The sequence below is a fragment of the Streptomyces sp. NPDC043867 genome, assembly GCF_056435845.1.
The window spans coordinates 124,503-149,361 of record NZ_JBWKDS010000004.1 but is presented as its reverse complement, the minus strand read 5'-3'; the positions used below and the strand labels follow the sequence as shown (position 1 = coordinate 149,361).

Here is a 24,859-nt window from a genome sequence, read left to right as displayed (position 1 = left end):
GAGCATGATCCTCACCGTCACCCCCAACCCCTCCCTCGACCGTACGTACGAGGTCCCGTCCCTGGACCGCGGTGAGGTCATCCGGGCCACCGGCGAGCGGATGGACCCGGGCGGCAAGGGGGTCAACGTGTCGCGGGCGGTGGCCGCGGCCGGGCGGCGAACGGTGGCCGTGCTGCCCCTTGGCGGAGCACCCGGCGCCCTCGTCGCCCACCTGCTCGACGCCCAGGGCATCGACGTCGCGCCCGTCCCGGTGGCCGGCGCGACCCGCTCCAACATCTCGGTCGCCGAACCCGACGGCACCCTCACGAAGATCAACGCACCCGGACCCGAACTCTCGCCCGCCGAGGCCGAATCGCTCCTGGACACCGTCCGCGAGCAGTACCGCCCCGGCGAGACGGACTGGATCACCTGCTGCGGCAGCCTCCCGCGCGGACTGGGCCCTTCCTGGTACGCCGACCTCGTCGCCCGCGCCCACGCGGCGGGCGCCCGCATCGCGCTGGACACCTCGGGACCGGCGCTGCTCGCGGCGCTGCGCGAGCGGCCCGACGTCGTGAAACCGAACGCCGAGGAGCTCGCGGAGGCCGTCGGGCGCCCGCTGGCCACCGTCGGCGACGCGGTCAAGGCCGCCGAGGAACTGCGCGAGCTGGGCGCCGGTGCCGTCCTGGCCAGCCTCGGCGCGGACGGGCAACTGCTCGTGGACGCGTCGGGTGCCTGGTTCGGCAGCGCGCACGTCGACGCCGTACGCAGCAACGTGGGCGCCGGTGACTCCTCGCTGGCCGGCTTCCTGATCGCCGGCGGCAGCGGACCCGACGCCCTCGCCTCCGCCGTCGCCCACGGCGCCGCCGCCGTGCGGCTGCCCGGCAGCGTCATGCCGGGCCCGGCCGACCTCGACCCCTCCGCCGTGACCGTCACGACGGAGGTCCCCGTGGACCGCGTACTGACGGAGCCGGTGTCATGACGCCCGCTCCCGCAACCACCCCCTCAGGGCAGGCACTGACGCGGCGGGGCCTCCCCCTCCCCGCCGCAGCCGCCCCCGCCTGCCCCGCCCTCCTCCCCGAGGGCGGCACCCCTGTCCCCACCCCCGCCCGGCGTTCCCCACGGGCGATACGCGTGCGAAGGAGCCCGCGATGAGCGAGATGATCACCGCGGACCTGGTCGACCTCGACCTGTCCGCCGATACCAAAGAGGCGGCGGCACGCGCCCTCGCCGAGCGCATGGTGACCCTGGGCCGGGTCACCGACCTAGACGGTTTCCTCGCCGACGTGGCGGCCCGTGAGGCGCAGATGCCGACCGGCCTCGACGGCGGCATCGGCATCCCGCACTGCCGGAGCGTGCACGTCACCGAGCCGACGCTGGCCTTCGGGCGCAGCACCGCGGGGATCGACTTCGGCGCCCCGGACGGGCCCGCCGACCTGATCTTCCTGATCGCCGCCCCGGCGGGCGCGGACGACGCCCACCTCTCGATCCTGTCCTCGCTGGCCCGCCGGCTGATGAACGAGGAGTTCACGTCCGCGCTGCGCGCCGCCACCGACGCCGGGGCCGCGGCCGCGCTCGTCGGCGGGGACGAGGCCGCGGCGGCCACCCCCGCCACCACCGTCCCCGACGACTCCGCGGCGGCGTCGAACGCGGCGGCCTCCGCCGACGCCGCCGCGGGCGGTCCGGCCCCGGTGCCGGGTGCGACCGTCCAGGACGGACCCGCCCCGGCACCGGGCGCCCCCCGCGGCGAGGGCCCCGGACGGACCGAGGAGGCGCGGCCGTTCCGGATCGTCGCCGTCACCTCCTGCCCCACGGGCATCGCGCACACCTACATGGCGGCCGAGTCGCTGGAGAACGCGGGACGCGCGGCGGGCGACGTCGAGATCACCGTCGAGACCCAGGGCTCGGCCGGCTTCACCCGGCTCGACCCGGCGGTCGTCGCGGCGGCGGACGGCGTGATCTTCGCGCACGACGTGCCCGTACGCGACAAGGACCGGTTCGCCGGGAAACCGACCGTCGACGTCGGCGTGAAGGCGGGCATCAACCGGCCCGCCGAGCTGATCTCCGAGGTCCGCGGCAAGGCCGAGCGCGGCGAGGTCACCGCGGGCTCCGCACCCGGCACGCCGGTGGACCGCGCCGGCGATTCCGGCGAGGGCTACGGCACCAGGCTGCGCAAGTGGCTGATGAGCGGCGTGAGTTACATGGTGCCGTTCGTCGCCGCGGGCGGTCTGCTGATCGCCCTCGGGTTCGCGATCGGCGGCTACAAGGTCAACAAGGCGCCCTCCGTCATGGACCACTTCATGTGGATGCAGGCGGACAGCTGGGGCGCGCTGTTCTTCCAGATCGGCGGCGTGGCCTTCGGCTTCCTCGTCCCGGTGCTGGCCGGCTACATCGCGTACGGCATGGCGGACCGGCCCGGACTCGTCCCCGGCTTCGTCGGCGGCGCGATCTCGCTCACCATCAACGCGGGCTTCCTCGGCGGTCTGGCCGCCGGCCTCATCGCCGGTGGCGTGGTGATCGGCATCCAGCGGGTGCGGATCCCCGCGGCGCTGCGCGGCATCATGCCGGTGGTGGTGATCCCGCTGATCTCCTCGGCGATCGTCGGGTTCCTGATGTTCGTCGTGATCGGCAAACCCATCGCCTCGGCCCAGAAGGGCATGACCGACTGGCTGAACGGGCTCACCGGCACCAACGCCGTCCTGCTCGGCGCACTCCTCGGCCTGATGATGTGCTTCGACCTCGGCGGCCCCGTCAACAAGGTCGCGTACACCTTCGCCACCGCCGGTATCGCGGTCGCGAGCCCCGGCGGCTCCGCCATGAAGATCATGGCCGCGGTGATGGCGGCCGGCATGGTCCCGCCGCTGGCGATGGCACTGGCGACGACCGTGCGCGGCAAGCTGTTCACGCCGACCGAGCGGGAGAACGGCAAGGCGGCCTGGGTGCTCGGTGCCTCCTTCATCTCCGAGGGCGCCATCCCCTTCGCCGCGGCGGACCCGCTGCGCGTCATCCCGGCCTCGATGGCGGGAGGTGCGGTCACCGGTGCCCTGTCGATGGCCTTCGGCGCCACGCTGCGCGCCCCGCACGGCGGCATCTTCGTCGTCCCGCTGATCGGCAACCCGTTCCTCTACCTCGTCGCCATCGCCGCCGGCGTGTGCGTCACCACCGCCGTCGTGGTCGTCCTCAAGGGCCTGCGCAGGCAGACACCCGGGGGCAGGGGAGCGGAGGCGACCGACGCCGCCGCCCAGGCCGGGACCGGCATCAAGGAGCCGGTCGCGGCCTGAGCCGCCGAACCGGGGCCGCGCACGTGCCCCTTAAGGGCGGCCGTGAGCCGTTCACCGCATCTGCGAGATGCGTCACGGTCCGGGACCAGAGTCCCGGACCGTGATGTCTACTGGAACGCATGCCTGAGCATGTGTCGATCCTTCAGCTGACCGGCGCGAGCGTCCTCGCCCTGACGACCGTCATCTGGGTCGTCGGCCTCGTGCGCCTGCTGCGCCGGAGCCGTCCCGGGGCGGCGGCGCGGCATCCGGGCAGCACACTCGGTGCGGTGCCCTGCCAGCGGCAGACCGGCCCGGACACGGACTCCGTGGAACTGACCCCGCAGGAGCGCGCCGCGTTCGCCTGCCTGGCACGGCAGTTCAGCGACACCCGGTCTTGAGGGTGCCCGTCTCGTCGGGGCGGGCCGGTGGTGAGGGTGCGCGTCGGGCGGGGCGGGTCGGTGGGGTGGTGCGCGCCAGCGGGTCGGCCGGTCGGGGCGGTGTCCGTCGGCGAGGCGGGCCGGTGGGGATGGTGCGCGTCGGTGAGGGGGGCCGCTCGTGACAGTGCGCGTCGGTGAGGCCGGCCGGCCGTGCTGGTGCCCGTCGGCGGGGTGAGCCGGTGTGGTCGGCGTCAGCCGAGACGGGCCGCGCGGCGCTCCATCGCCTCCCGGGCCGCGGCCTCCGTCGCGTACACCTCGCACATGTGCCGCCGGTCCGGCGTCGCCGTGTGCTCGACCTCCCAGAGGGAGATCTCGCGCCCGTCGCGCAACAGGAACGCGTGCTCGTAGAGCGAGAAGCACAGCCCAGGCGTCCGGCCCGCGCGGCCGGGGCGCCCGAAAGCCTGGATGATCTGGTGCGCGCAGGCCTCGCGCAGCAGCAGCCCGGTCAGGTCGGCGTCCGGCCCGTCCGCGTTCTCCGCGCGCCGCAGGAGGCGGCGTGCGTGATCCGCCGAGTCGTCGGGGACGTACGCGTGGCCCGGATCGAGAACCGGTGACAGCTGCACCAGCACCGGCAGTTCGAAGTCCGGCGCGTCCGCCGGCAGCGGTAACCGGGACGTCGCCGCCCGCAGCTCCTCCTCGTCCGCGTACACCTCGTGCTGGGCCTCACTGCCCGGGGTGGGGTTGTGGACCAGCTCCCACAGGGTGACCGCCGAGCCGTCGGCGAGCAGCCACGTGTGCCGGTACGTCTCTCGGTGCAGCCCCGCGCTGTGATGCGCGGAGTGCAGCGAGCTGTCGTGCGCCAGGGCGCAGTCGAGCTGCCGTATCACCTCGTCCGGCAACTCGAAGGAGTTGAGAGCACGGCCGAGCAGTCGCGCGAGATGCTCCTCCGGAGACTCGGGCGACTCGGCTGGCTCGTACGCTGCTGTCTCGTACGGAACGCTCAAGGCTTCTCCCGGCGTTGCTGCATGTCACCTTGTGGGTGCATACCGTAGCCCCTCGGTCGGACATCATGTCCGCGAACCGAGAAAACCTGCGGACGGAAAACGCGCGGGCCGCGCGGGGTGTTCCCGCGCGGCCCCCACAAGGGTCAAAACCCCCTCGTCAGACGGCACTTCCGGCGGTCCACGCGCTCCACGCCATGTTCCAGCCGTTGAGCCCGTTGTCCGGCGCGACCGCCTTGTCGGGGGAGTTCACGACCTTCACGACGTCCCCGACGAGCGAGTTGTCGAAGAACCACTTGGCGACCGTGTCGCCCTGCGCCCCCCGCTCGTCCGCGAGACCCACACAACCGTGACTCGTGCCCTGCCGGCCGAAGGGCGGATTGCCGCGGTTGTACCAGTAGTTGCCGTGGATGAACGTCCCCGACGTCGTCAGCCGCATCGCGTTCGGCACGTCCGCGATGTCGTACTCCCCGCCGTGACCGACCGTCGCCCCGTTCATCCGCGTCTGCCGGAACTTCTCGGAGATCACCATCTGGCCGTTGTACGTGGTGTTCTGCGGGCTGCCCGACGAGATCGGGATCGTCTTGAGGGTCTTGCCGTCGCGCACCACCGTCATCCTCTGCGTCGCGACGTCCACCGTGGAGACCTGCGAGCGGCCGACCGTGAAGGTGACGGTCTTGTCCTGCACGCCGTAGACGCCGTTCGCGCCCTCCACGCCGTCCAGGTCGATCTTCATGGTGACCTTGGAGCCGGCCTTCCAGTACTCCTCCGGCCGGAAGTCCAGCCGCTGCGCCCCGAACCAGTGCCCCACGACCCGCTGCCCGCTGGTGGACCGCACCGTGATGTGCGACTGCACGGCCTTCTTGTCGCTGATCGCCTTGTCGAAGGTGAAGGAGACCGGCATGCCGGCCCCGACCGTGGCACCGCTGTCGGGCGTGTACGTGCCGATGAAGCTGTTGTCCGTGGAGACGGTGGTGAAAATGGAATTGGCCGCCGCCGTACGGCCGTTGCCGTCCTTCGCCTTCGCGGAGATCCGGTACTTCGTCCCGCGCTCCAGCTGTTCCTTCGGCTTCCACGCCTTGCCGCTGCCGGAGAGCGAGCCGGGCACCGCGGTCCCGGTCCCGGCCACCGTCATCTTCACGTCGGTCAGCCTGCCGTCGCTGACCTTGACCCCGGTCGCGTTGATCGACGCGCTCGTCGAACCGTCCTTGGCCGAGATGACGATCCTCGCCGTGGACGATTTCGCCGAACTCCCGCCGTTCTTGCCGTCCTTGTTGTCCGCGTTGGCGTTTCCACCGCAGGCGGTGAGGGTGAGGGCGCCGACCATCAGGGCGGCACAGGCCCCCGCTGCGCGCCGCGTCGATATGTCGGGCGTTGTCACGGGCTGCTCCAGGTTCGTGGGATGTGGGTGGTCCGCTCCGTTGCGTGGAGAAAGAGCGCCGCACGCCGCGAAGGGTTCCCGCCGACCGCGCTCGGGGCCATCACGTGACAGAACCAAGACAATGAGCCTTTTCAGCGTTGCCCCTCCAGGGTGAGGACCGCGGCGGCGATGTCCGTCATGCGGTTCGGGCGGCAGCGGCTCCGGCGGAAGATCCGTCAGGACTTCCGGCGGGCGACGCCTCGTTCGACAGGAGCGCGGGCGGGCCGCCGGTCACCCCGTTGGCACCCCGCCACCGGACCAGCGGACGCCGGCGGCGGTGTAGGTGTGGCAGACGGCGCTGGTGATTCTGGGCCTCCCGCCACCTGCCTCCGCTACCGGTCCCCGTAGAGCTCCCCGTACGACGGCCACGTCCCGCCCGGCCCGTCCACCGGGCCGGCCGCACGCACCGCACGGACGATCGCCCGCGTCACCACGTCCGCCCCCGCCGCCAGCACCTCGTTCAGCGCGAGGGGCTGCCCGGTGGCGAGCGGCCTCTCTCCCGTGGCCAGTGCGAAGACCGTGTCCCCGTCGTTGAGCAGATGCACCGGCCGGACGGCGCGCGCGATGCCGTCATGCGCGGTGCCCGCCAGTTTCTGGGCCTGCGCGCGCGTGAGTTCGGCGTCGGTGGCCACGACGGCCAGGGTCGTGCTCAGCGGGGGAGGGGCGTTCCTCGCGGCGGCCTCGGCCAGGCGCAGCGAGGCCGCCGCGTGCACCTCGGCCGGCGGGTACGCCACACGTCCGGTCAGCAACTCCCCGTACAGCGCCCCCGTCTCCGGCTCCACGGCCGAACCCGCCGCGTTGGCCACGACCAGCGCGGCCACCGTGATGCCCGAGGCGAGCACGGTGCTCGCCGTGCCGACGCCGCCCTTGACCGGCCCGACCGTCGCCCCCGTCCCGGCGCCCACGCAGCCCTCCCGCACCGGGGCCCCCGGCCCGCTCGCCGCGGCGGCCTCCACCGCGGCCCGCCCGGTGGCCGCGTCCGGCCGCGCCCCGAAGTCGCCACCGCGGCCCAGGTCGAAGACGCAGGCGGCGGGCACGACCGGCACCACGTGCGCCGGGTCGGGACCGACACGCACCCCGCGCCCCTGCTCCTCCAGCCAGGCCATCACGCCCGACGCGGAGTCCAGTCCGTACGCGCTGCCGCCGGTCAGCACGATCGCTTCGACCTTCTGCACCAGGTTGCGCGGGTCCAGGGCGTCGGTCTCCTTGGTGCCGGGCCCGCCGCCGCGCACGTCCACGGCCGCGACCGCACCCCCCGGCGGAGCAAGTACCACCGTGGTGCCGGTGAGTCTTCCGTCGCCGGTGAGCGTCGCGTGACCCACCCGCAGACCCGCGACATCCGTCAGAGCGTCAAGTGTCATGCCCCCAGTCTTCCTTCAGTGCCCCTCGACGCACCTCCGGTGCCCTTCGCAGTTCCTTCGGTGCCTTCCGGCGTTCCTTCGGTGCCTTCCGGCGTTCCGTCGGTGTCCCGCGACGTGTCCGCTCCCCGCTGCTCCGCTTCGGCCGTCGTTCTTTCCCGGCCCGCCGTCCGCGCCGTCAGTGCCACCCCGACCGCCACTGTCAGCGCCGTCACGATGCCCGTCGCGAGCACCGCCCAGTGGCCGAGGAACGTGCACATGATGACGAGCAGCGCGGAGACGGGCAGGACGAGTTGCTGGGCGATGCCCACCTTGAAGTAGCGGGCGTGCAGCGCCCACACCGTCAGGAGGAACAGCGCCGTGGGCAGCGTCACCGCCGCGGACGCGGCCAGCGTCGAGATGTGCGCCTCGCCGACCGCCTGCTCGACGGCGACCTCAAGACCGGCACCGATCGCGGCGGCGGACGCGAAGATGAGGTAGTGGCCGTATCCCCACACGAACGCCTGGGCGCTGGTCCGCAGATGGCCGTGGATCGGCACCACGAAGTAGACCCACCACGCCGAGAACACCACCAGCAGTCCGCCCACCGCGATCGGCAGCAGCTCACCCAGGGCCTCGTGCTCGTCGACGCCCGACTTCACGGCGATTGTGGCCGCGGCGATCGTCTCGCCGAGCACGATGATGGTGAACAGGCCGTACCGCTCGGAGATGTGGCGCGGATGCCAGGACGTGCTGACTTCCCTCTCCGCGTACAGCGGGACGCACAGTTCGGCGATCGCCATCACCAGGAACACCCAGGGCCGGGCCGGCTCCGGCAGGAGCAGCAGCCCCAGCCAGCCGACCTGGCACAGCAGCACACCGGCCGCGTACCGCAGCGCCATGGTTCTCTCGGGGCCCCGGGCCGAGCGTGCAGCGCGCAGCCACTGCGTGGTCATCGCGACCCGCATGATCGCGTAACCGAGCCAGACGAGCAGGAAGTCGTGGTCGTCGAACGCCTTGGACACCCCGGCCGCGAGCACCAGGACACCGGCGATCTGGACCAGCGTGACGACCCGGTAGAGCACGTCGTCGTTGTCGTACGCCGAGGCGAACCAGGAGAAGTTCATCCAGGCCCACCAGATCGCGAAGAAGATCATCGCGTAGTTCAGGAGGCCTTCGCCCGCGTGCCCCTCGGCCACCGCGTGGACCAACTGGATGCCGGCCTGGGCGATGGCCACCACGAAGCACAGGTCGAAGAAGAGCTCCAGGGGCGACGCGACCCGGTGCGACTCGTCGCGGCCCCGGGCGGTCATTCTGCGCAGCGGCCGGTGGGCGGCCGGTCGTGCCGCCCGGCCGGATGCGGAAGCGGTACTGGTGTTCATGAGGCCAAGCACAGCAGAAACGCGCCGCAAATTCTTGTGAAAGCGTTCACGAGCGTTCGGGCCGTCGCCGTCCCGAGCCGTGCGACCCAGGGACCCGCGTGCCCGAGGCACGTACTCTGGAGGCATGAGTACCCGCCCCGCACCCGAGCCGCGCGACCCCAAGGCCGCGCTGGTCTTCGACGATCCGCTGGACCGGCAGTCCTCGGACGACACGGACCGAGGGTGGGGCGAGCGGCCCAGTGGCGGCGACAGCGCGGCCGACCTGAAGCGCTTCCTCGACGAGAAGCCACCGCACCACATCTGAGCCGCCGCCCCGCGCTCCGGGCCCGCCGCCGGTCCCGCCCCCGGTCCCGGCCCAGGGCCTGGTCCTGGTGCTGCCTCCCGTTCTGCCCCTGCTCCCGTCCCCGGTCCTAGTTCTGGTCGTGGCCCGAGCCGCGCTGTGCCACCAGGGCGTCGCGGATCTCCTTGAGCACCTCCAGCTCGGTCACCTCCATGACCTCGTGCGTGTCCTCCCTCGCCTTCCGGCGGGCCTCCTGCCGGGCCAGGTACTTGGACATGGGCAGGACCATCAGGAAGTACACGACGGCTCCGGTGATCACGAAGCTGAGCGTCGCGCTGAGCACCGTGCCCCACAGGATGGGGATGCCGCTCGTGACCGAGCCGTCCTTGGCCGTCGCGCAGGGCGACTTCAGGCACGAGTGGTACCTGTCGAGGTCCTTCGTGCCGAAGGCGCCCACCAGCGGGTTGATGATCCCCTTCACCACTGAATTGACGACGTTGGTGAAGGCGGCGCCGATGACCACCGCGACGGCCAGGTCGATGACGTTCCCCCGCATCAGAAAGGCCTTGAAGCCCTCCAGAACGCCAGGCTTCTTCTTCTCGCTCACCGAGAGGCCCCTCTGCACATGGTGTGGAACAAACAGCTCCGCAACCTACGTCAGGGTGCGCCGGGCCTGTCCAGTGCGGTAGCTCGATCGTGGGACCTGGCGCGGTGGCGCAGGTCGGAACCCCTGCTCCGCCGAACGCCTTCTCGCCGGTCAGCACAGCGTCACCGCCAGCCGTGCGGTCGTGCCGGCACCGGCCAGCCGGGTGGCCGTGGCCCGCGGGACCGACAGGACGACCAGTGCCCCGGCCTCGGTGGCCTCGGCGTCCGGCACCTCGGTGACCCGCGCCCCGGCCGCCACGACCCGCGCCCGGCCGCCGCTGTCCGCCGCGACCACGTCGACGCGGTCGCCCGGGCGCAGCAGCCGCACCGTGGCCCCGTCGGCGATCCGAACCGGGGCCGTGACCCTCGCGGTCACGGGCCGCACGTGTAAGGGAGCGGACGCCGGCGCAGGTGGGGAGGCCGCCGTCGGATGCCCCCGGGGGCGCTCGGCGTCATGGGGGCCGGTCGTCACGAGCGCGACGGCCGTGACCGCGAGGCCCGCGGCCACGGCCCGCTTCCGGTGCCGGAACAGACGCCGTACCCGCGAGCGGACGCCGCGGACACGCACGGGAGCGAAGAGCGGCACCTCGCACCGGGGAGGCGTGTCCGTGCCCGACGGACGGGAGAGAGGGGAGAGCTGTGCCATGGGTGCCACCACCTGCCACGAGGGATCGGCTTGCGATCCCCACGATGAGGCCTCACGGCGAAGCCCGCCGGAGCCCGTGGACTACCGACGGGTTGTGGACAACTCCCTCACCCGAACGACCAGTTCCGCAGACGTCCCACACTCGAACGAGCAGTTCCGCAGGCGTCCCACACTCGAACGAGCAGTTCCGCAGGCGTCCCACACTCGAACGAGCAGTTCCGCAGGCGTCCCACACTCGAACGAGCAGTTCCGCAGACGTCCCACACCCGAACGACCAGTTCCGCAGGCGCCCCCGCAAAACGAGCAGTTCCGCGGGCGCCCCGCCCGCAGGGGAACCGACAAAGCGGCCGAGCAAGGACGGATCGTGGTGGCCCGCCCCGCACCCGCTCAGGGCAGCTCGAACCCCGGGTCCATCCCGCCCAGGGCCGTCATGCACAGGCAGTCCCGCGTCTCGTTCGCCGGGAGTGCCGCGACCGCGTCGAAGAGCACACCGCGCAGCCGGTCCACGTTCGCCGCGAAGACCTTCAGGACGTCCTCGTGCGAGACGCCCTCCCCGGTCTCGGCGCCCGCGTCCAGGTCCGTGACGAGGGTCAACGACGTGTAGCAGAGCTCCAGTTCGCGGGCGAGCGCGGCCTCGGGGTGGCCGGTCATGCCCACCACCGACCAGCCCTGCGCCCGGTGCCAGAGGGACTCGGCCCGGGTCGAGAACCGCGGCCCCTCGACGACCACGAGCGTGCCCCCGTCCACCGCCTCCCAGTCCCGCCCGCGTGCGGCGGCCAGCGCGGCCTGGCGTCCGACGGGGCAGTACGGGTCGGCCAGCGACACGTGCACGACGTTCGGCATGTCGCCCCCGGGCAGCGGCAGCCCGTCGAAGTACGTCTGCGTCCGGGTCTTCGTGCGGTCGGCCAGCTGATCGGGCACGAGCAGGGTCCCCGGCCCGTACTCGGGGCGCAGCCCGCCGACCGCGCAGGGGCCGAGCACCTGGCGCACGCCGACGGAGCGCAGGGCCCAGAGATTGGCGCGGTAGTTGATGCGGTGCGGCGGCAGATGGTGGCCGCGCCCGTGACGCGGGAGGAACGCGACCCGCCGGCCGGCCACCTCGCCGAGGAAGAGCGAGTCGCTGGGCGGCCCGTACGGGGTGTCGACCTGTATCTCGGTCACGTCGTCGAGGAACGAGTAGAGACCCGAGCCGCCGATCACGCCGATCTCGGCCGTGCGGGGCGGCCGTGTCCGTGCCGGGCGCTGCGCCGCCGCCGGGTTTTGTGCGTTCTCCGTGTTCGCCATGACGGCACCCTAACCGGGCCCGGACAGGCCGAAGACCCTGCCGTCGACGACGACAGGGTCCTGCGGGAAAGGCCTCAGGCCGCGGTGCTGCCGGCCGACGAGGAACCGCTCGACGAGGAGCTCGACGCGGAGCCGGACGACGAGGAGCTCGACGACGACTTCGAGTCCGACGAGGACGTCGACTTCGCGTCGGACGACGAGCTCGACGTCTTCGCAGGCGCCGGGCTGCTGCTCGACGAGGAACCGCGGCTGTCATTGCGGTAGAACCCGGAGCCCTTGAAGACGATACCGACCGCGGAGAACACCTTCTTCAGGCGGCCATCGCAGTTCGGGCAGACGGTCAGGGCGTCGTCGGTGAACTTCTGCACCGCCTCGAGGCCCTCGCCGCACTCGGTGCACTGGTACTGGTAGGTCGGCACTTGTCTTCCTCCTGGCACTCTCACTCAATGAGTGCTAACGACGGTCCATAGTGACGCATTCCTCGGGTTCAGTCCACCGTCACCGGCGTGCGGTGACCGACGCCACGTGCGACCGTGCGGCTGCGGGGCCGCTGGGACAGGCGTGAACGCAGTGCCAGCAGGGTCACCAGAGCCAGTACGGTTCCGGCCATCGGCACCAGGAAACCGGCGCCGTCCCAGAGGCGGTCCTCCAGCTGCCCGGCGACCGTGACGGCCGCGGCCTGGCCGAGCGCGACCGCGCCGGTGAGCCAGGTGAACGCCTCGGTGCGGGCACCCGCCGGCACCAGTGCCTCGACCAGCGTGTAGCCGGTGATCAGGGCGGGCGCGATGCACATGCCGACCAGCAGACCCAGTCCGGCGAGGACGACCACCGACTGGGCGGCCCACAGGCCGGAGGCGGTCAGCGCGAGCGCCGCGTAACCGAGGAGGAGACGCCGTTGCGGAGTGATCTTCCAGGCGACGGCGCCGCACACGACACCGGAGAGCATGTTGCCCGCGGCGAAGACCCCGTACAGGACGCCGTTCAGGCCGGGCTCGCCGATCGACTCGCTGAACGCGGCGAGTGAGACCTGCATGCCGCCGAAGACGGAGCCGATGCCGAGGAAGGCCACGATCAGGACGCGCACTCCGGGGATGCCCAGCGCGGAGACGTGCTGCACGCGCGGGTGCCCCTCACCGCGGGCGGCGACGGCGGGCTGGGTGCTCTTCTGCGCCGCGAACAGCAGCCCGCCGATCAGGGTGAGGGCGGCCTCGGTCAGCAGGCCCGCAGCGGGGTTCACGGCGGTGCACAGGGCGGTCGCGAGCAGCGGGCCGAGGACGAAGGTCAGCTCGTCCGTGACGGACTCGAAGGCCGCCGCGGTCGTCATCAGGGGGGAGTCCTGGAGCTTCACGCCCCAGCGGGCCCGCACCATGGGGCCGACCTGGGGCACCGAGGCGCCGGTCGGCAGGGCCGCCACGAACAGCGCCCACAGGGGGGCGTCCGTCAGGGCGAGCGCCGTGAGGGACAGGCCCGACAGTGTGTGCACGAGGACGCCGGGCAGCAGCACGGCGCGCTGGCCGTAGCGGTCGGCGAGGCGGCCGCTGTAGGGCGCGAACAGCGCCATGGAGACGCCGGTGGCCGCGGCGACGGCGCCCGCCGCCCCGTACGAGCCGGTGGTGTGCTGGACGAGCAGCACGATGGAGAGGGTGAGCATCGCGAACGGCTGGCGCGCGGCGAAGCCGGGGAGCAGGAACGTCCAGGCGCCGCGGGTGCGCAGCAGCTGTCCGTATCCGGGGCGGGAGGTGACCGTGGATGCCACGGCCCGTGCCTTTCTGCCGCCTGGTAGCGCGCCCGTGCGGGGGCGCCGAGAGCTGTCCTCTTGCGCGGAACTGCGGTAGATACCGGCGTCCCCGGCTGAAGGACGTCACGGCCGCCATACGGTCGCGCCAGCTCTGCGTCAGGCAGAGTTGGTTCGATCAAGGTGTGCCTTCATCGTACAGGGGTGCAGTCCTGTGGCGCCTGTGAAAACGAGCACCGTCCCGGCGTCGGCCTGCGAATGCGAGACGTCCCCTTTGTGGAAGACTGCCCGTTCCCGCCGTACGGGAGTAGGCGTCCTCAGTGCCCCGCGCGGTGTTCCGTTCCCTCGGCGGCCGTGCCCAGCCACCCCGCCAGCTTGCCGCCCTGCGCCACCGCGCGCAGCCGCCGCTCGGCCGCGTCGCGGACCGGGTCCGTGGCCACCACGAGCAGCTCGTCGCCGTACCGCAGGGTGGTCGTGGGCAGCGGCACGAAGGAGGTGCCCTCGCGCACCACGAGGGTGACCGCGGCGCCCGGCGGCAGCCTCAGCTCGTTGATCTCGACGCCGTGCATCCGGGACCGCGGGGGGATCGCCACGGACAGCAGATGCCCGCGCAGCCGCTCCAGGGGGGCCGATTCGATCCCGAGGTCGGCGGCCTCGGTGGAGGCGCCCAGGCGCAGCTTCCGGGCCAGCCACGGCAGCGTGGGGCCCTGGATGAGGGTGTAGACGACGACCAGGACGAAGACGATGTTGAAGATCCGGCGGCTTTCCTCGATGCCGCTCACCATCGGGATCGTCGCCAGGATGATCGGCACGGCGCCGCGCAGCCCGGCCCAGGCGATCAGCGTCTGTTCCTGCCACGGCATGCGGAACGGCAGCAGGCTGGCGAAGACGCTGAGCGGGCGGGCGACCGCGGTGAGCACCAGGCCTATGACGAGCGCCGGCCAGATGTCGTCGCCCATCTCGTGCGGGGTGACCAGCAGGCCGAGCAGGACGAACATGCCGATCTGGGCGATCCAGCCGAGCCCCTCGGCGAAGCCGCGCGTGGCGGGCCAGTGCGGCAGCTTGGCGTTGCCGAGCAGCACGGACGCGAGGTACACGGCGAGGAAGCCGCTGCCGTGGGCGAGCGCGCCGGCCGCGTACGCCGTGACCGCGATCGCCATGACGGCGATCGGGTACAGGCCGGAGGCCGGCAGGGCCACGTGCCGCAGGCCCCAGGCGCCCAGCCAGCCGACCGCGAGACCGACGGCGGCGCCGATGGTCAGTTCGAGGGCTATCTCGCCGAGGAGCGCGTACCAGTGCTCCACCGGGCCGGCCGTGGAGAAGGCGACGACCAGGATGACCACCGGGGCGTCGTTGAACCCGGACTCCGCCTCAAGAACACCCGTCACGCGCGCGGGGAGGGGGATTTTGCGCAGGACCGAGAAGACCGCCGCCGCGTCCGTCGAGGACACCACCGCCCCGACGATGAGCGCCTGCCGCCACTCCAGGTCGATCAGGTAGTGGGCGGCCGCGGCCGTGACCCCCACACTGACCGCGACGCCGCCAAGGGCCAGTGAGGAGGCGGCCGGGAGAACCGGTCCGACCTCCTTCCACTTCGTGCCGAGGCCGCCCTCGGCCAGGATCACGACGAGCGCCGCGTACCCGATGACCTGGGTCAGTTCGGCGTTGTTGAAGCCGATGCCGCCGATGCCGTCCTGGCCCATGGCGACGCCGATGCCGAGGTAGACGAGCAGGCTGGGGAGCCCGCTGCGCGACGAGATGCGGACCGCTGCCACCGCGATGAGCAGAACGAGCGAGCAGACGAGCAGGAGCTGGTTGAGGTGGTGGACAGTCAGCGGCCGTTCCCTTCTTTGGCCCGCGCGCTCGGGCGCGGGCTCACGTACTACGGACCCAAGTACTTCATTACCTTACCTAAGTCTTGACTTTTTCTTGACACTTCTAGGGGCAAGATCGAACGCCCGTGCTCTCGGGTTCCCGACTCCGCGTCAAGGCGCGGTGGGCCCTGCGCCTATGGTTGCTCCTGCGCTCAGTCAAAAGCACAGCCCGCCCTGCCGCTCGCGTTAGGACAGCAAGGACAGCGATGCCCCCCAACACCACCGCCTCTTCCGGCCAAAAGCCCGGCAAGTCCGGCAGGAAGAAGGGGCGCAGAGCCCGTCTGATGCTCATCGTTCTGGTTCTGGCCCTCGTCGGAGGCGTCGCCTACGGCGCGTACTGGAGCATCAGCACCGTCCGGGCCTCCTTCCCGCAGACCAAGGGATCGATCCACCTCGACGGACTGTCGGGTCCCGTGGACGTCAAGCGGGACGGCTACGGCATCCCGCAGGTCTACGCCTCCTCCGACGAGGACCTGTTCATGGCGCAGGGCTACGTCCAGGCGCAGGACCGGTTCTACGAGATGGACGTGCGCCGTCACATGACCTCGGGGCGCCTGTCCGAGATGTTCGGCAAGGGCCAGGTCGAGAACGACGAGTTCCTGCGCACCCTCGGCTGGGACCGGGTGGCGAAGAAGGAGTACGACACCAAGCTGTCGGCCGCCACGAAGAAGTACCTGCGTGCCTACGCCAAGGGGGTCAACGCCTACCTGAAGGGCAAGGACGGCGCGGACCTCTCCCTGGAGTACGCGGCCCTGGGATTCGAGAACGACTACAAGCCGCAGGAGTGGACGCCGGTCGACTCGGTGGCCTGGCTCAAGGCGATGGCCTGGGACCTGCGCGGCAACATGCAGGACGAGATCGACCGCTCCCTGATGACCAGCCGGCTCGGTCCGAAGCAGATCGCCGACCTGTACCCGGACTACCCGTACAGCCGGAACAAGGCGATCGTCCAGGAGGGCCAGTACGACGCGATCACCAAGACGTACGGCCAGGGCGCTGCGGGCACCGGCACCGGCACCGGCACGGCGGGCACCGCGGCGGGCTCCGGGCTGGCCGGGGACACCGCGGCGCCCGACGGTCTGCAGAGCCAGCTGTCGGGGCTCTACAAGGTGCTGGAGGACGTCCCCACGGCCGTCGGGGTGAACGGCAACGGCATCGGCTCCAACTCGTGGGTCGTCGACGGGGACCACACCATCACCGGCAAGCCCCTGCTCGCCAACGACCCGCACCTGTCGGCCTCGCTGCCGTCGGTCTGGTACCAGATGGGCCTGCACTGCCGCAGCGTCGGCGAGAAGTGCCAGTACGACGTCTCCGGCTACACGTTCGCGGGGATGCCCGGCGTCGTCATCGGCCACAACCGGGACATCGCCTGGGGCATGACCAACTCCGGCGTGGACGTCACCGACCTCTACCTGGAGAAGCTCACCGGGGACGGCTACCAGTACGACGGCAAGGTGGTGCCCTTCGCCACCCGCAAGGAGCGGATCGTGGTGGCGGGCGGCGCGGACAAGACGATCGTCGTCCGGTCGACCAACAACGGCCCGCTGCTGTCCGACCGCAACGACGAACTCGTGAAGGTCGGCAGGAAGGCCACCGTCGACAGCGCGGCGCCCGACCGCGGTGACGGCTACGGCGTCTCGCTGCGCTGGACCGCGCTGCAGCCGGGCAACTCCATGGACGCCGTCTTCGAGATGGACAAGGCCGCCGACTGGAGCAGCTTCCGCAAGGCGTCGCAGTCCTTCGACGTGCCCTCGCAGAACCTGGTCTACGCCGACACCGAGGGCAACATCGGCTACCAGCTGCCCGGCAGGATCCCCACGCGCGGTGCGGGCGACGGCTCGCTGCCCGCGCCGGGCTGGGAGGCCAAGTACCGCTGGACGGGCTTCATCAAGCAGTCCGAGCTGCCCTTCGAGTACAACCCGAAGCGCGGTTACATCGTGACGGCGAACCAGGCCGTCGTCGACGAGGACAAGTACCCCTACACGCTCACCACGGACTGGGGCTACGGCTCGCGCAGCCAGCGCATCACCGACCTGATCGAGTCGAAGATCAAGGGCGGCGGCAAGATCTCGACCGACGACATGCGCCAGATGCAGCTCGACAACAGCAGTGAGATCGCCAAGCTGCTGGTGCCCAGGCTGCTCAAGATCGACGTCGCGGACAAGGACGTGCGCGAGGCCCAGAAGCTCCTGGAGGGCTGGGACTACACCCAGGACGCCGACTCGGCGGCCGCCGCCTACTTCAACGCGACGTGGCGCAACATCCTCAAGCTCGCCTTCGGCAACAAGCTGCCCAAGGAACTGCGGGTCAAGGGCCAGTGCCTGTACGTCGACCGGGTCGACACGACCGGCCCCGCCGACGGGGACCAGACGGTGCGCGAGTGCGGCCAGCGCGACGCGGACCAGGCGCAGCCGGACGGCGGCGACCGCTGGTTCGAGGTGATCCGCAAGATCATCGACGACGAGGACAACGACTGGTGGTCGGCGCCCAGGACGCGCCTGGACAAGGGGACCGACACCCGTGACGAGCTGTTCGCGCGGGCCCTTCAGGACGCCCGCTGGGAGCTGACCGCCAAGCTCGGCAAGGACATCGACACCTGGAGCTGGGGCCGGCTGCACCGCCTGTTCCTGAAGAACCAGACCCTCGGCACCGAGGGCCCCCGCGTCGTGCAGTACATGCTCAACCGGGGCCCGTGGAAGCTCAGCGGCGGCGAGGCGACGGTGAACGCCACCGGCTGGAACGCGGCCGGCGGCTACGGAGTCGTCTGGGTCCCGTCGATGCGGATGGTGGTGAACCTCGGGGACCTCGACAAGTCCAAGTGGATCAACCTGTCCGGTGCCTCGGGGCACGCCTACAGCGCCCACTACACCGACCAGACGGGCAAGTGGGCCAAGGGTGAGCTGCTGCCCTGGTCCTTCTCGGACAAGGCGGTCGGCAGGAGCACGAGCGACACGCTGCTGCTCAAGCCCTGACACCGTCGCAGATCCCGGAACGGCCCTCCACCCGTGCGTGGAGGGCCGTTCCGTCTCCCGGGCGGGGGCGGGCCGTGGCAGGCGTCAGCGGAAGCGCCGCACCGCCGACGGGGTCACCACCGCGTGCACCGGCCGGTCGTGGGGCTCCTCGGGCACCCGCTCGACGACCTCCGTGTCGTACAGGAGCACCACCAGCGCCGGATCAACCCCCGCACGCTCCAGGCGGGCCAGCACGCGGTCGTACGAGCCGCCGCCGCGCCCCAGGCGCATCCCGCGCCCGTCGACCGCCAGGCCGGGCAGCAGGACGGCTCCCGCCTCGCGGACGGCGTCCGGGCCGAGCCGCTCGCCCGCCGGTTCCAGGAGGGCCATCCGTCCGCCGTGCCGGACGCGGACGAGCGCGTCCTGTCCGGTGTACTCCCCCCAGTCGAGGTCGTTGTCGGGCAGCAGGACCGGCAGGAGCACGCGCGCTCCGCGCGCGCGGAGCGCGTCGAGGAGTGCGGGAGTGCCCGGCTCACTCCCCACGGAGACGTACGCCGCCACCGTGCCGGCGCGCGCCAGCTCCGGCAGTTCCAGCGCCCGCGCCGCGAGAGCCGCGGCTGTCTCCCGCACGTCATCCGCCGTCAACCCGCTTCTCACCGAGAGGAGCTCTTGCCGCAACTTTCTCTTGGCAGGCTCGGCTTCGCGTCCCAGGTGACTCACAGGTGGCTCCCGTACCCTTCGTAATGTGCTCATATGAGAACGAATTAACCGGAGCCACAGATTGCGCACATAGCCACCGGATATGGTTGCGGGCATGACTGAGTCGCACCGCAGGATCACCAAGGCTGTCATCCCCGCAGCAGGCCTCGGCACCCGGTTCCTGCCGGCCACGAAGGCCACTCCCAAGGAGATGCTGCCGGTCGTCGACAAGCCCGCGATCCAGTACGTGGTCGAAGAGGCCGTGTCGGCGGGGCTGGACGACGTCCTCATGATCACGGGCCGCAACAAGCGCCCCCTCGAGGACCACTTCGACCGCAACTACGAACTGGAGTCGGCCCTCCAGAAGAAGGGCGACGCCGGACGGCTCGCCAAGGTCCAGGAGTCCAGCGACCTCGCGACGATGCACTACGTGCGCCAGGGCGACCCCAAGGGACTCGGTCACGCCGTCCTGTGCGCGGCCCCGCACGTCGGCCACGAGCCCTTCGCCGTCCTGCTCGGCGACGACCTGATCGACCCGCGCGACCCGCTCCTCGCGCGCATGGTCGAGGTCCAGGAGCAGCACGGCGGCAGCGTCATCGCGCTCATGGAGGTCGCGCCCGAGCAGATCCACCTCTACGGCTGCGCCGCCGTCGCGCCGACCGGTGAGAGCGACCTGGTCGAGGTGACCGGCCTGGTCGAGAAGCCCGACCGGGCGGACGCCCCCAGCAACTACGCGGTCATCGGCCGCTACGTCCTCGACCCGCACATCTTCGGCATACTGCGCAAGACCGAGCCGGGCCGCGGCGGCGAGATCCAGCTCACCGACGCCCTCCAGCAGCTGGCCACGGACGAGAAGGTCGGCGGCCCGGTGCACGGCGTGGTCTTCAAGGGCCGCCGCTATGACACCGGGGACCGCGGCGACTATCTGCGTGCCATTGTCAGACTCGCATGCGAACGTGAAGATCTGGGACCGGACTTCCGGGCCTGGCTTCGCAGTTATGTAGCCGAGGAGATGTGACGACGTGAGCAGCGCCGCGACCCGTGCCACCGGCCAGGACCACCTCTGGTCGGTGACGGAGCACCTGGAGGACATCCTCGCGACCGTCCGCCCGCTGGAGCCCATCGAGCTGCAACTCCTCGACGCCCAGGGCTGTGTCCTGGTCGAGGACGTCACGGTGCCCGTCTCGCTGCCGCCCTTCGACAACAGCTCGATGGACGGGTACGCGGTCCGGGTCGCCGATGTCGCGGGCGCGAGCGAGGAGTTCCCGGCCGCGCTGACGGTCGTCGGTGACGTGGCCGCCGGCCAGGCCCGGCAGCTGTACGTGGGTCCCGGTGAGGCCGCCCGCATCATGACCGGCGCCCCGCTGCCGCCCGGTGCCGAGACTGTCGTCCCGGTGGAGTGGACCGACGGCGGTCTCGGCGAGGGCGCCGTCTCCGGGATGCGCGCCCACAGTTCGGCACCCGAGGGCGCAGGCGGCCAGGTGCACGTCCACCGCCCGGCCCCGGCCCGCGCGCACGTGCGCGCCCAGGGCAGTGACGTACGGGCGGGTGACCGGGCCCTGGAGGCGGGCACGATCCTGGGCCCGCCGCAGATCGCCCTGCTCGCCGCGATCGGCCGGGGCACGGTGCGTGTGCGCCCGCGTCCCCGCGTGGTCGTCCTGTCCACCGGAAGCGAACTGGTCCAGCCCGGCGAGGAACTGGGCAGCGGTCAGATCTACGACTCCAACAGCTTCGCCCTGTGCGCCGCGGCCCGGGACGCCGGAGCGATCGCCTACCGCGTGGGCGCGGTCGCCGACGACGCCGAGACGCTCCGCACCACCATCGAGGACCAGCTCATCCGGGCGGACCTGGTGGTCACGACGGGCGGCGTCAGCGTCGGCGCGTACGACGTCGTCAAGGAAGCCCTGTCCTCGGTCGGCGACGAGGACGAGGAGGGCGGCGGGATCGACTTCCGCAAGCTCGCCATGCAGCCGGGCAAACCGCAGGGCTTCGGTTCCATCGGCCCCGAGCACACCCCGCTGCTCGCGCTGCCGGGCAACCCCGTGTCGTCGTACGTCTCCTTCGAGGTGTTCGCCCGCCCCGCGATCCGCACCCTGATGGGCCTGAAGGACATCCACCGCCCGACCGCCAGGGCCGTCCTCGACACGGACAAGGCGCTCACCTCCCCGAAGGGCCGCCGCCAGTTCCTGCGCGGGGCGTACGCGGACGGGAAGGTGAAGCCCGTCGGCGGTGCCGGATCCCACCTGGTCGCCGCCCTCGCGCACGCGGACGCGCTGATCGTGGTCCCCGAGGACACCACCTCGGTCGAGCCCGGCGCCGACGTCGAGGTCGTCCTGCTGGGCTGAGCGCCGGGCCCGCCCGCCGGGGGATCCGCCCGCGCGCGTGACCGGCTCTCCGGGGGACCCGCATCGCACCGGCGGGCCGGGCCGGCGGGGGTCCTGCGCGCACCGGCGGCGGGACCGGGGAGGGCCCCGCGCGCACGGGCGGCCGGGCCCGGGAGGTCCGCTTCCGCCCGGCACCCCGAGTTGGCGGTACCGTGTCGCGCACAACAGGCCACGCGCCGCACCGCGAAGGGCCCTGACCGGGAGCGCCACAGCAGATGAGTACGCAGGACCGACTGACGCACATCGACGAGGCGGGCGCCGCCCGCATGGTCGACGTATCCGGGAAGGACGTGACCGCGCGCACCGCCCGCGCCAGCGGCCGCGTCCTGGTCTCGCCCCGGGTGGTCGAGCTGCTGCGCGGCGAGGGGGTCCCCAAGGGCGACGCCCTCGCGACCGCGCGCATCGCCGGCATCATGGGCGCCAAACGCACCCCGGACCTGATCCCGCTCTGCCACCCGCTGGCGGTGTCGGGGGTCGAGCTCGACCTGTCCGTCGCGGACGACGCCGTGGAGATCCTCGCCACGGTGCGGACCACGGACCGTACGGGCGTCGAGATGGAAGCGCTGACCGCGGTCAGCGTGGCGGCGCTCACCGTGGTGGACATGGTCAAGGCGGTCGACAAGGGAGCCGTCATCACGGACGTGCGCGTCGAGGTGAAGACGGGCGGCAAGTCGGGCGACTGGAGCCGGGCATGACCTCTCAGCCGTACCGCGCGCTCGTCGTCACCGCCTCCAACCGGGCCGCCGCCGGGGTCTACGAGGACCGGGGCGGCCCGCTGATCGCCGAGGCGCTCGCCTCGTTCGGGTTCCGGGCGGACGGTCCGCGGGTCGTCCCGGACGGGGACCCCGTCGAGGCCGCCCTGCGCAGCGCCGTCGAGGCCGGGTACGACCTCGTCGTCACCACCGGCGGCACGGGCATCTCGCCCACCGACCGGACCCCCGAGGCCACCCGGCGCGTCCTCGACCACGAGATCCCGGGCATTCCGGAGGCCATCAGAGCGTTCGGAAGACAGAAGGTGCCGACGGCGGCGCTGTCCCGGGGGCTCGCGGGAGTCGCGGGACGGACGCTGATCGTCAACCTGCCGGGCTCCACCGGCGGGGTCCGGGACGGCCTGGCCGTACTGGAGCCCCTTCTGGCCCACGCCGTCGACCAGATCCGCGGCGGCGACCACCCGGGACCCAGCGGCAGTGGGGGTGCGAGCTGAACAGCCCATCCTGGCCCGTCGAGCTGCGGGACGGCGATGTCGTCCTGCGGCCGATAAAGCTGCGCGACCAGCGGGCCTGGCGCGAGGTCAACCGGCGCAACCGCGACTGGCTGCGGCCCTGGGAGGCGACGATCCCGCCGCCCACGCCGAGCGGTCCGACGGCGCTCCGGCCGACGTACCGGCAGATGGTCCGGCACCTGCGGGCCGAGGCCAACGCGGGCCGGATGCTGCCCTTCGTGATCGAGTACCAGGGACGCCTCGTCGGGCAGTTGACGGTCGCGGGGATCACCTGGGGCTCCATGTGTTCCGGGCATGTGGGGTACTGGGTGGACGAGGCGGTCGCGGGACGCGGCGTGATGCCGACGGCCGTCGCACTGGCGTCCGACCACTGCTTCCGAACGGTCGGACTGCACCGCATCGAAGTCTGTATTCGCCCCGAGAACGGGCCGAGCCGCAGGGTCGTGGAGAAACTCGGATTCCGTGCGGAAGGTCTCCGGCCGCGTTATCTCCACATCGACGGCGCCTGGCGCGACCACCTCGTCTTCGCCCTCACTGCCGAGGAGGCGTCCGAGGGTCTGCTCGCCCGCTGGCAGCGCGGACGTGCGCACCAGCCACGTCGGAACACCCCGGAGGACCAGTCCCCGCACACGCCGCGGAACACGGCGTGACGCTGTGAAAGCGGGCCTGACCGGTTCACAGCCCGGCGCCGCCGGAAAATGAAATAGGTGTTCGAAATTGATCGGCGGGGATCACCTGAGAGCGTTAATTCGGCGCTGTCGGCGGGCTGCTGATCGGATCCGTCACAAAAAAAGCTCGAAATATCAGCCGGATCGTGCGACACACCGGCGCAATTGGCAGATGGCCTCACGCAAACCCCTCTACCGTGTGAGGCGTGAGCAGCAGCGGCCTCATCTACGCAGTCATTGTCGGGGCCTGGGCCGCCTACTTGGTGCCGATGTGGCTCCGTAGGCAGGACGAGCTGAACGAGGCCCGTCCGACGGAACGCTTCAGCACCGCCATCCGGCTGCTGTCCGGACGGGCGGCGATGGAGCGCCGGTACGCCAAGGACCTGCAGGCGCGCTCCGCCGACGAGGAGGAGCCCAGCGCCGGACCGGACGGTGTCACCGAATCGGTGGACGTCCGGGCCTTCGCCGTGCCGCCGACCGAGCCGCAGGCTCCGGCGCAGCCGCGGTCCCGGGCGCAGGAGCGGCACCGTCCCCAGGCACAGGCACAGGCACAGGCACAGGTCCCGGCGGAGTCCCAGGACCGGCACGAGACGGCGGCGCCGTCCGCCGACAGATCCCCGGGCCAGGCGGCCGACAGATCCGCGTCCCGCCCCGCCGACAGACCCGTGCCCCGGCAGTCCGCCAGGTCCGGTCACTCCGGCCGGCCCGCCCACACCTCCTCCGGCGCGTCCGCTTCGGCAGAGCCGGAGCAGTCCGGGACGGCCGCGCGGCGGGCCGCCTCGGCGGAGGCCGCAGCGCGTGCCCGGCGCACGAAGGTGCTCGCGCGCCGGCGGCGTACGACCGTCATGCTCTTCCTCGCCTTCACTCTCGGCGCGATCGTCGCGGCGGTCGGCGGGCTGGCCTTCCTGTGGGCGCCCGGAGTGCCCGCGGTCCTGCTGAGCGGATACATCGCCTATCTGCGGGCCCAGGAGCGGCGGCGGTTCACGTACACGATGGACCGGCAGCTGGCCGAGGCGGCGGCGCGGCGGCTGCGCGAGCGGCAGCCCCGCGGGCGGACTCCCGTGGACCCCGGCGCCGACGAGCCGGACGACTCGCCCGAACCGGAGGCCGACCCCGGCCTGTCCGCCCTCGCGGCCGACCGCCGCGCCCTGGTGGAGCAGACCGACCACGCGGAGTGGGTCGACCAGCAGCGCGAGCGGCAGCGGCGGCCCGGACACGGCGACAGCTGGGATCCGGTGCCGGTCCCGCTCCCGACGTACGTCACCGCGCCGGTCGCCCCGCGGGCCACGCCCAGTGTCGACCTCGGCGCTCCGGACGCGTGGAGCTCGGCGCGGTCCAGCGCCGCGGAGCCGAGCGCGCCGGAGGCGGAGCCCGCCGCCGAGGAGCGGCCCGACGCGGCCGACGACGACGGCCGCTGCGACGCCCGCCGGGCCGCGTCCGCCCGCCGTGCCCGCGAGCGGGGGCGCACCCCGCTCTTCGACCAGTACGAGGACGGCGACCGGCCGCGGGCGGCCAACGAGTGACGAGCGCCGGCCGTCCGGGGCCCTGGTGACCAGCCAGGAACGGATTTCCAAGCACCCGGACGGGGATGCTAGAGTTTCACTCGTTGCAAGGGCCTGTGGCGCAGTCCGGTAGCGCACCTCGTTCGCATCGAGGGGGCCAGGGGTTCAAATCCCCTCAGGTCCACTGCAATTGAGAACCCCGTCGGATTCGTCCGG

General features: G+C 72.0%; 22 protein-coding genes, 1 tRNA gene and 1 pseudogene. 12 read left to right on the top strand and 12 right to left on the bottom strand.

Annotation, left to right across the window (positions count from 1 at the left end):
- Positions 1–4: 4 nt before the first annotated feature.
- The 3 genes from pfkB to AC069T_RS05720 all read left to right on the top strand — a co-directional run bounded on the left by pfkB (position 5) and on the right by AC069T_RS05720 (position 3,634).
- A complete protein-coding gene (pfkB, locus tag AC069T_RS05730) occupies positions 5–958 on the top strand; it encodes a 1-phosphofructokinase (protein ID WP_478781512.1) in 954 nt (317 codons plus the stop codon).
- Positions 959–1,127: 169 nt separating this feature from the next.
- Complete coding sequence (locus AC069T_RS05725; protein WP_478781511.1) at positions 1,128–3,257, top strand: PTS fructose transporter subunit IIABC; 2,130 nt, start codon at positions 1,128–1,130, stop codon at positions 3,255–3,257.
- A gap of 119 nt (positions 3,258–3,376) precedes the next feature.
- Positions 3,377–3,634: a hypothetical protein gene (locus AC069T_RS05720; protein WP_478781510.1), complete on the top strand. Its 258-nt coding sequence runs from the start codon at positions 3,377–3,379 to the stop codon at positions 3,632–3,634.
- Positions 3,635–3,864: 230 nt separating this feature from the next.
- Here AC069T_RS05720 and AC069T_RS05715 read toward each other — a convergent pair whose 3' ends face one another.
- From AC069T_RS05715 to AC069T_RS05695, 5 genes and pseudogenes are all read right to left on the bottom strand, one after another.
- Positions 3,865–4,617: a DUF6227 family protein gene (locus tag AC069T_RS05715; RefSeq protein WP_478781509.1), complete on the bottom strand. Its 753-nt coding sequence runs from the start codon at positions 4,615–4,617 to the stop codon at positions 3,865–3,867.
- A gap of 157 nt (positions 4,618–4,774) precedes the next feature.
- On the bottom strand, positions 4,775–5,995 hold the full coding sequence (locus AC069T_RS05710) for a L,D-transpeptidase (protein WP_478781508.1): 1,221 nt from the start codon (positions 5,993–5,995) through the stop codon (positions 4,775–4,777).
- Between the two features lie 131 nt (positions 5,996–6,126).
- Positions 6,127–6,255 (bottom strand): annotated as a pseudogene (locus AC069T_RS05705) (IS5/IS1182 family transposase); the annotation flags it as partial.
- A gap of 111 nt (positions 6,256–6,366) precedes the next feature.
- Positions 6,367–7,395: a P1 family peptidase gene (locus AC069T_RS05700; RefSeq protein WP_478781507.1), complete on the bottom strand. Its 1,029-nt coding sequence runs from the start codon at positions 7,393–7,395 to the stop codon at positions 6,367–6,369.
- Positions 7,392–8,753: a low temperature requirement protein A gene (locus AC069T_RS05695; protein ID WP_478781506.1), complete on the bottom strand. Its 1,362-nt coding sequence runs from the start codon at positions 8,751–8,753 to the stop codon at positions 7,392–7,394. The genes AC069T_RS05700 and AC069T_RS05695 overlap by 4 nt, the downstream gene beginning before the upstream one ends.
- A 124-nt stretch (positions 8,754–8,877) precedes the next feature.
- Here AC069T_RS05695 and AC069T_RS05690 point away from each other — a divergent pair, with 124 nt between their 5' ends.
- Positions 8,878–9,057 (top strand): hypothetical protein, encoded by a 180-nt coding sequence (locus AC069T_RS05690; RefSeq protein ID WP_478781505.1) that lies wholly within the window; start codon positions 8,878–8,880, stop codon positions 9,055–9,057.
- Between the two features lie 106 nt (positions 9,058–9,163).
- On the opposite strand, the gene AC069T_RS05685 is transcribed toward AC069T_RS05690, so the two are convergent.
- The 6 genes from AC069T_RS05685 to AC069T_RS05660 form a co-directional block, all read right to left on the bottom strand.
- A complete protein-coding gene (locus AC069T_RS05685) occupies positions 9,164–9,640 on the bottom strand; it encodes a large conductance mechanosensitive channel protein MscL (RefSeq protein WP_478781504.1) in 477 nt (158 codons plus the stop codon).
- A gap of 150 nt (positions 9,641–9,790) precedes the next feature.
- Positions 9,791–10,324 carry a hypothetical protein gene (locus AC069T_RS05680; protein WP_478781503.1) on the bottom strand — a complete coding sequence of 178 codons (534 nt, stop codon included), beginning with the start codon at positions 10,322–10,324 and terminating at the stop codon, positions 9,791–9,793.
- Positions 10,325–10,711: 387 nt separating this feature from the next.
- Complete coding sequence (locus AC069T_RS05675) at positions 10,712–11,608, bottom strand: S-methyl-5'-thioadenosine phosphorylase (protein ID WP_478781502.1); 897 nt, start codon at positions 11,606–11,608, stop codon at positions 10,712–10,714.
- Between the two features lie 74 nt (positions 11,609–11,682).
- Entirely contained in the window at positions 11,683–12,027 is a 345-nt protein-coding gene (locus AC069T_RS05670; RefSeq protein WP_358850031.1) for an FmdB family zinc ribbon protein, read from the bottom strand.
- Between the two features lie 68 nt (positions 12,028–12,095).
- A complete protein-coding gene (locus AC069T_RS05665) occupies positions 12,096–13,364 on the bottom strand; it encodes an MFS transporter (RefSeq protein WP_478781501.1) in 1,269 nt (422 codons plus the stop codon).
- A 296-nt stretch (positions 13,365–13,660) separates the two neighbouring features.
- Positions 13,661–15,178, bottom strand: coding sequence for a potassium/proton antiporter (locus tag AC069T_RS05660; protein WP_478781646.1), 1,518 nt, complete (start codon positions 15,176–15,178; stop codon positions 13,661–13,663).
- 245 nt (positions 15,179–15,423) lie between these two features.
- Here AC069T_RS05660 and AC069T_RS05655 point away from each other — a divergent pair, with 245 nt between their 5' ends.
- A complete protein-coding gene (locus tag AC069T_RS05655; protein WP_478781500.1) occupies positions 15,424–18,189 on the top strand; it encodes a penicillin acylase family protein in 2,766 nt (921 codons plus the stop codon).
- Between the two features lie 84 nt (positions 18,190–18,273).
- Here AC069T_RS05655 and AC069T_RS05650 read toward each other — a convergent pair whose 3' ends face one another.
- The gene (locus tag AC069T_RS05650) at positions 18,274–18,888 is read right to left on the bottom strand and encodes a 5-formyltetrahydrofolate cyclo-ligase (protein ID WP_478781499.1); all 615 of its coding nucleotides are present in this window, start codon (positions 18,886–18,888) and stop codon (positions 18,274–18,276) included.
- A 94-nt stretch (positions 18,889–18,982) separates the two neighbouring features.
- Between AC069T_RS05650 and galU the strand changes: the two genes are divergently transcribed.
- The 7 genes from galU (at position 18,983) to AC069T_RS05615 (ending at position 24,827) form a co-directional block, all read left to right on the top strand.
- A complete protein-coding gene (gene galU / locus AC069T_RS05645) occupies positions 18,983–19,885 on the top strand; it encodes a UTP--glucose-1-phosphate uridylyltransferase GalU (RefSeq protein WP_478781498.1) in 903 nt (300 codons plus the stop codon).
- A 4-nt stretch (positions 19,886–19,889) separates the two neighbouring features.
- Positions 19,890–21,212: a molybdotransferase-like divisome protein Glp gene (gene glp, locus AC069T_RS05640; RefSeq protein WP_478781497.1), complete on the top strand. Its 1,323-nt coding sequence runs from the start codon at positions 19,890–19,892 to the stop codon at positions 21,210–21,212.
- A gap of 254 nt (positions 21,213–21,466) precedes the next feature.
- Positions 21,467–21,946, top strand: a complete 480-nt coding sequence (moaC, locus tag AC069T_RS05635; protein ID WP_358850037.1) for a cyclic pyranopterin monophosphate synthase MoaC — start codon at positions 21,467–21,469, stop codon at positions 21,944–21,946.
- On the top strand, positions 21,943–22,455 hold the full coding sequence (locus AC069T_RS05630) for a MogA/MoaB family molybdenum cofactor biosynthesis protein (protein ID WP_478781496.1): 513 nt from the start codon (positions 21,943–21,945) through the stop codon (positions 22,453–22,455). The genes moaC and AC069T_RS05630 overlap by 4 nt, the downstream gene beginning before the upstream one ends.
- Positions 22,452–23,123, top strand: a complete 672-nt coding sequence (locus tag AC069T_RS05625) for a GNAT family N-acetyltransferase (protein WP_478781645.1) — start codon at positions 22,452–22,454, stop codon at positions 23,121–23,123. Before AC069T_RS05630 ends, AC069T_RS05625 begins: the two co-directional genes overlap by 4 nt.
- 224 nt (positions 23,124–23,347) lie before the next feature.
- Positions 23,348–24,664: a divisome protein SepX/GlpR gene (gene sepX / locus AC069T_RS05620; RefSeq protein ID WP_478781495.1), complete on the top strand. Its 1,317-nt coding sequence runs from the start codon at positions 23,348–23,350 to the stop codon at positions 24,662–24,664.
- Positions 24,665–24,753: 89 nt separating this feature from the next.
- Positions 24,754–24,827 (top strand) — tRNA-Ala (locus tag AC069T_RS05615).
- The last annotated feature ends 32 nt before the right edge of the window (positions 24,828–24,859 follow it).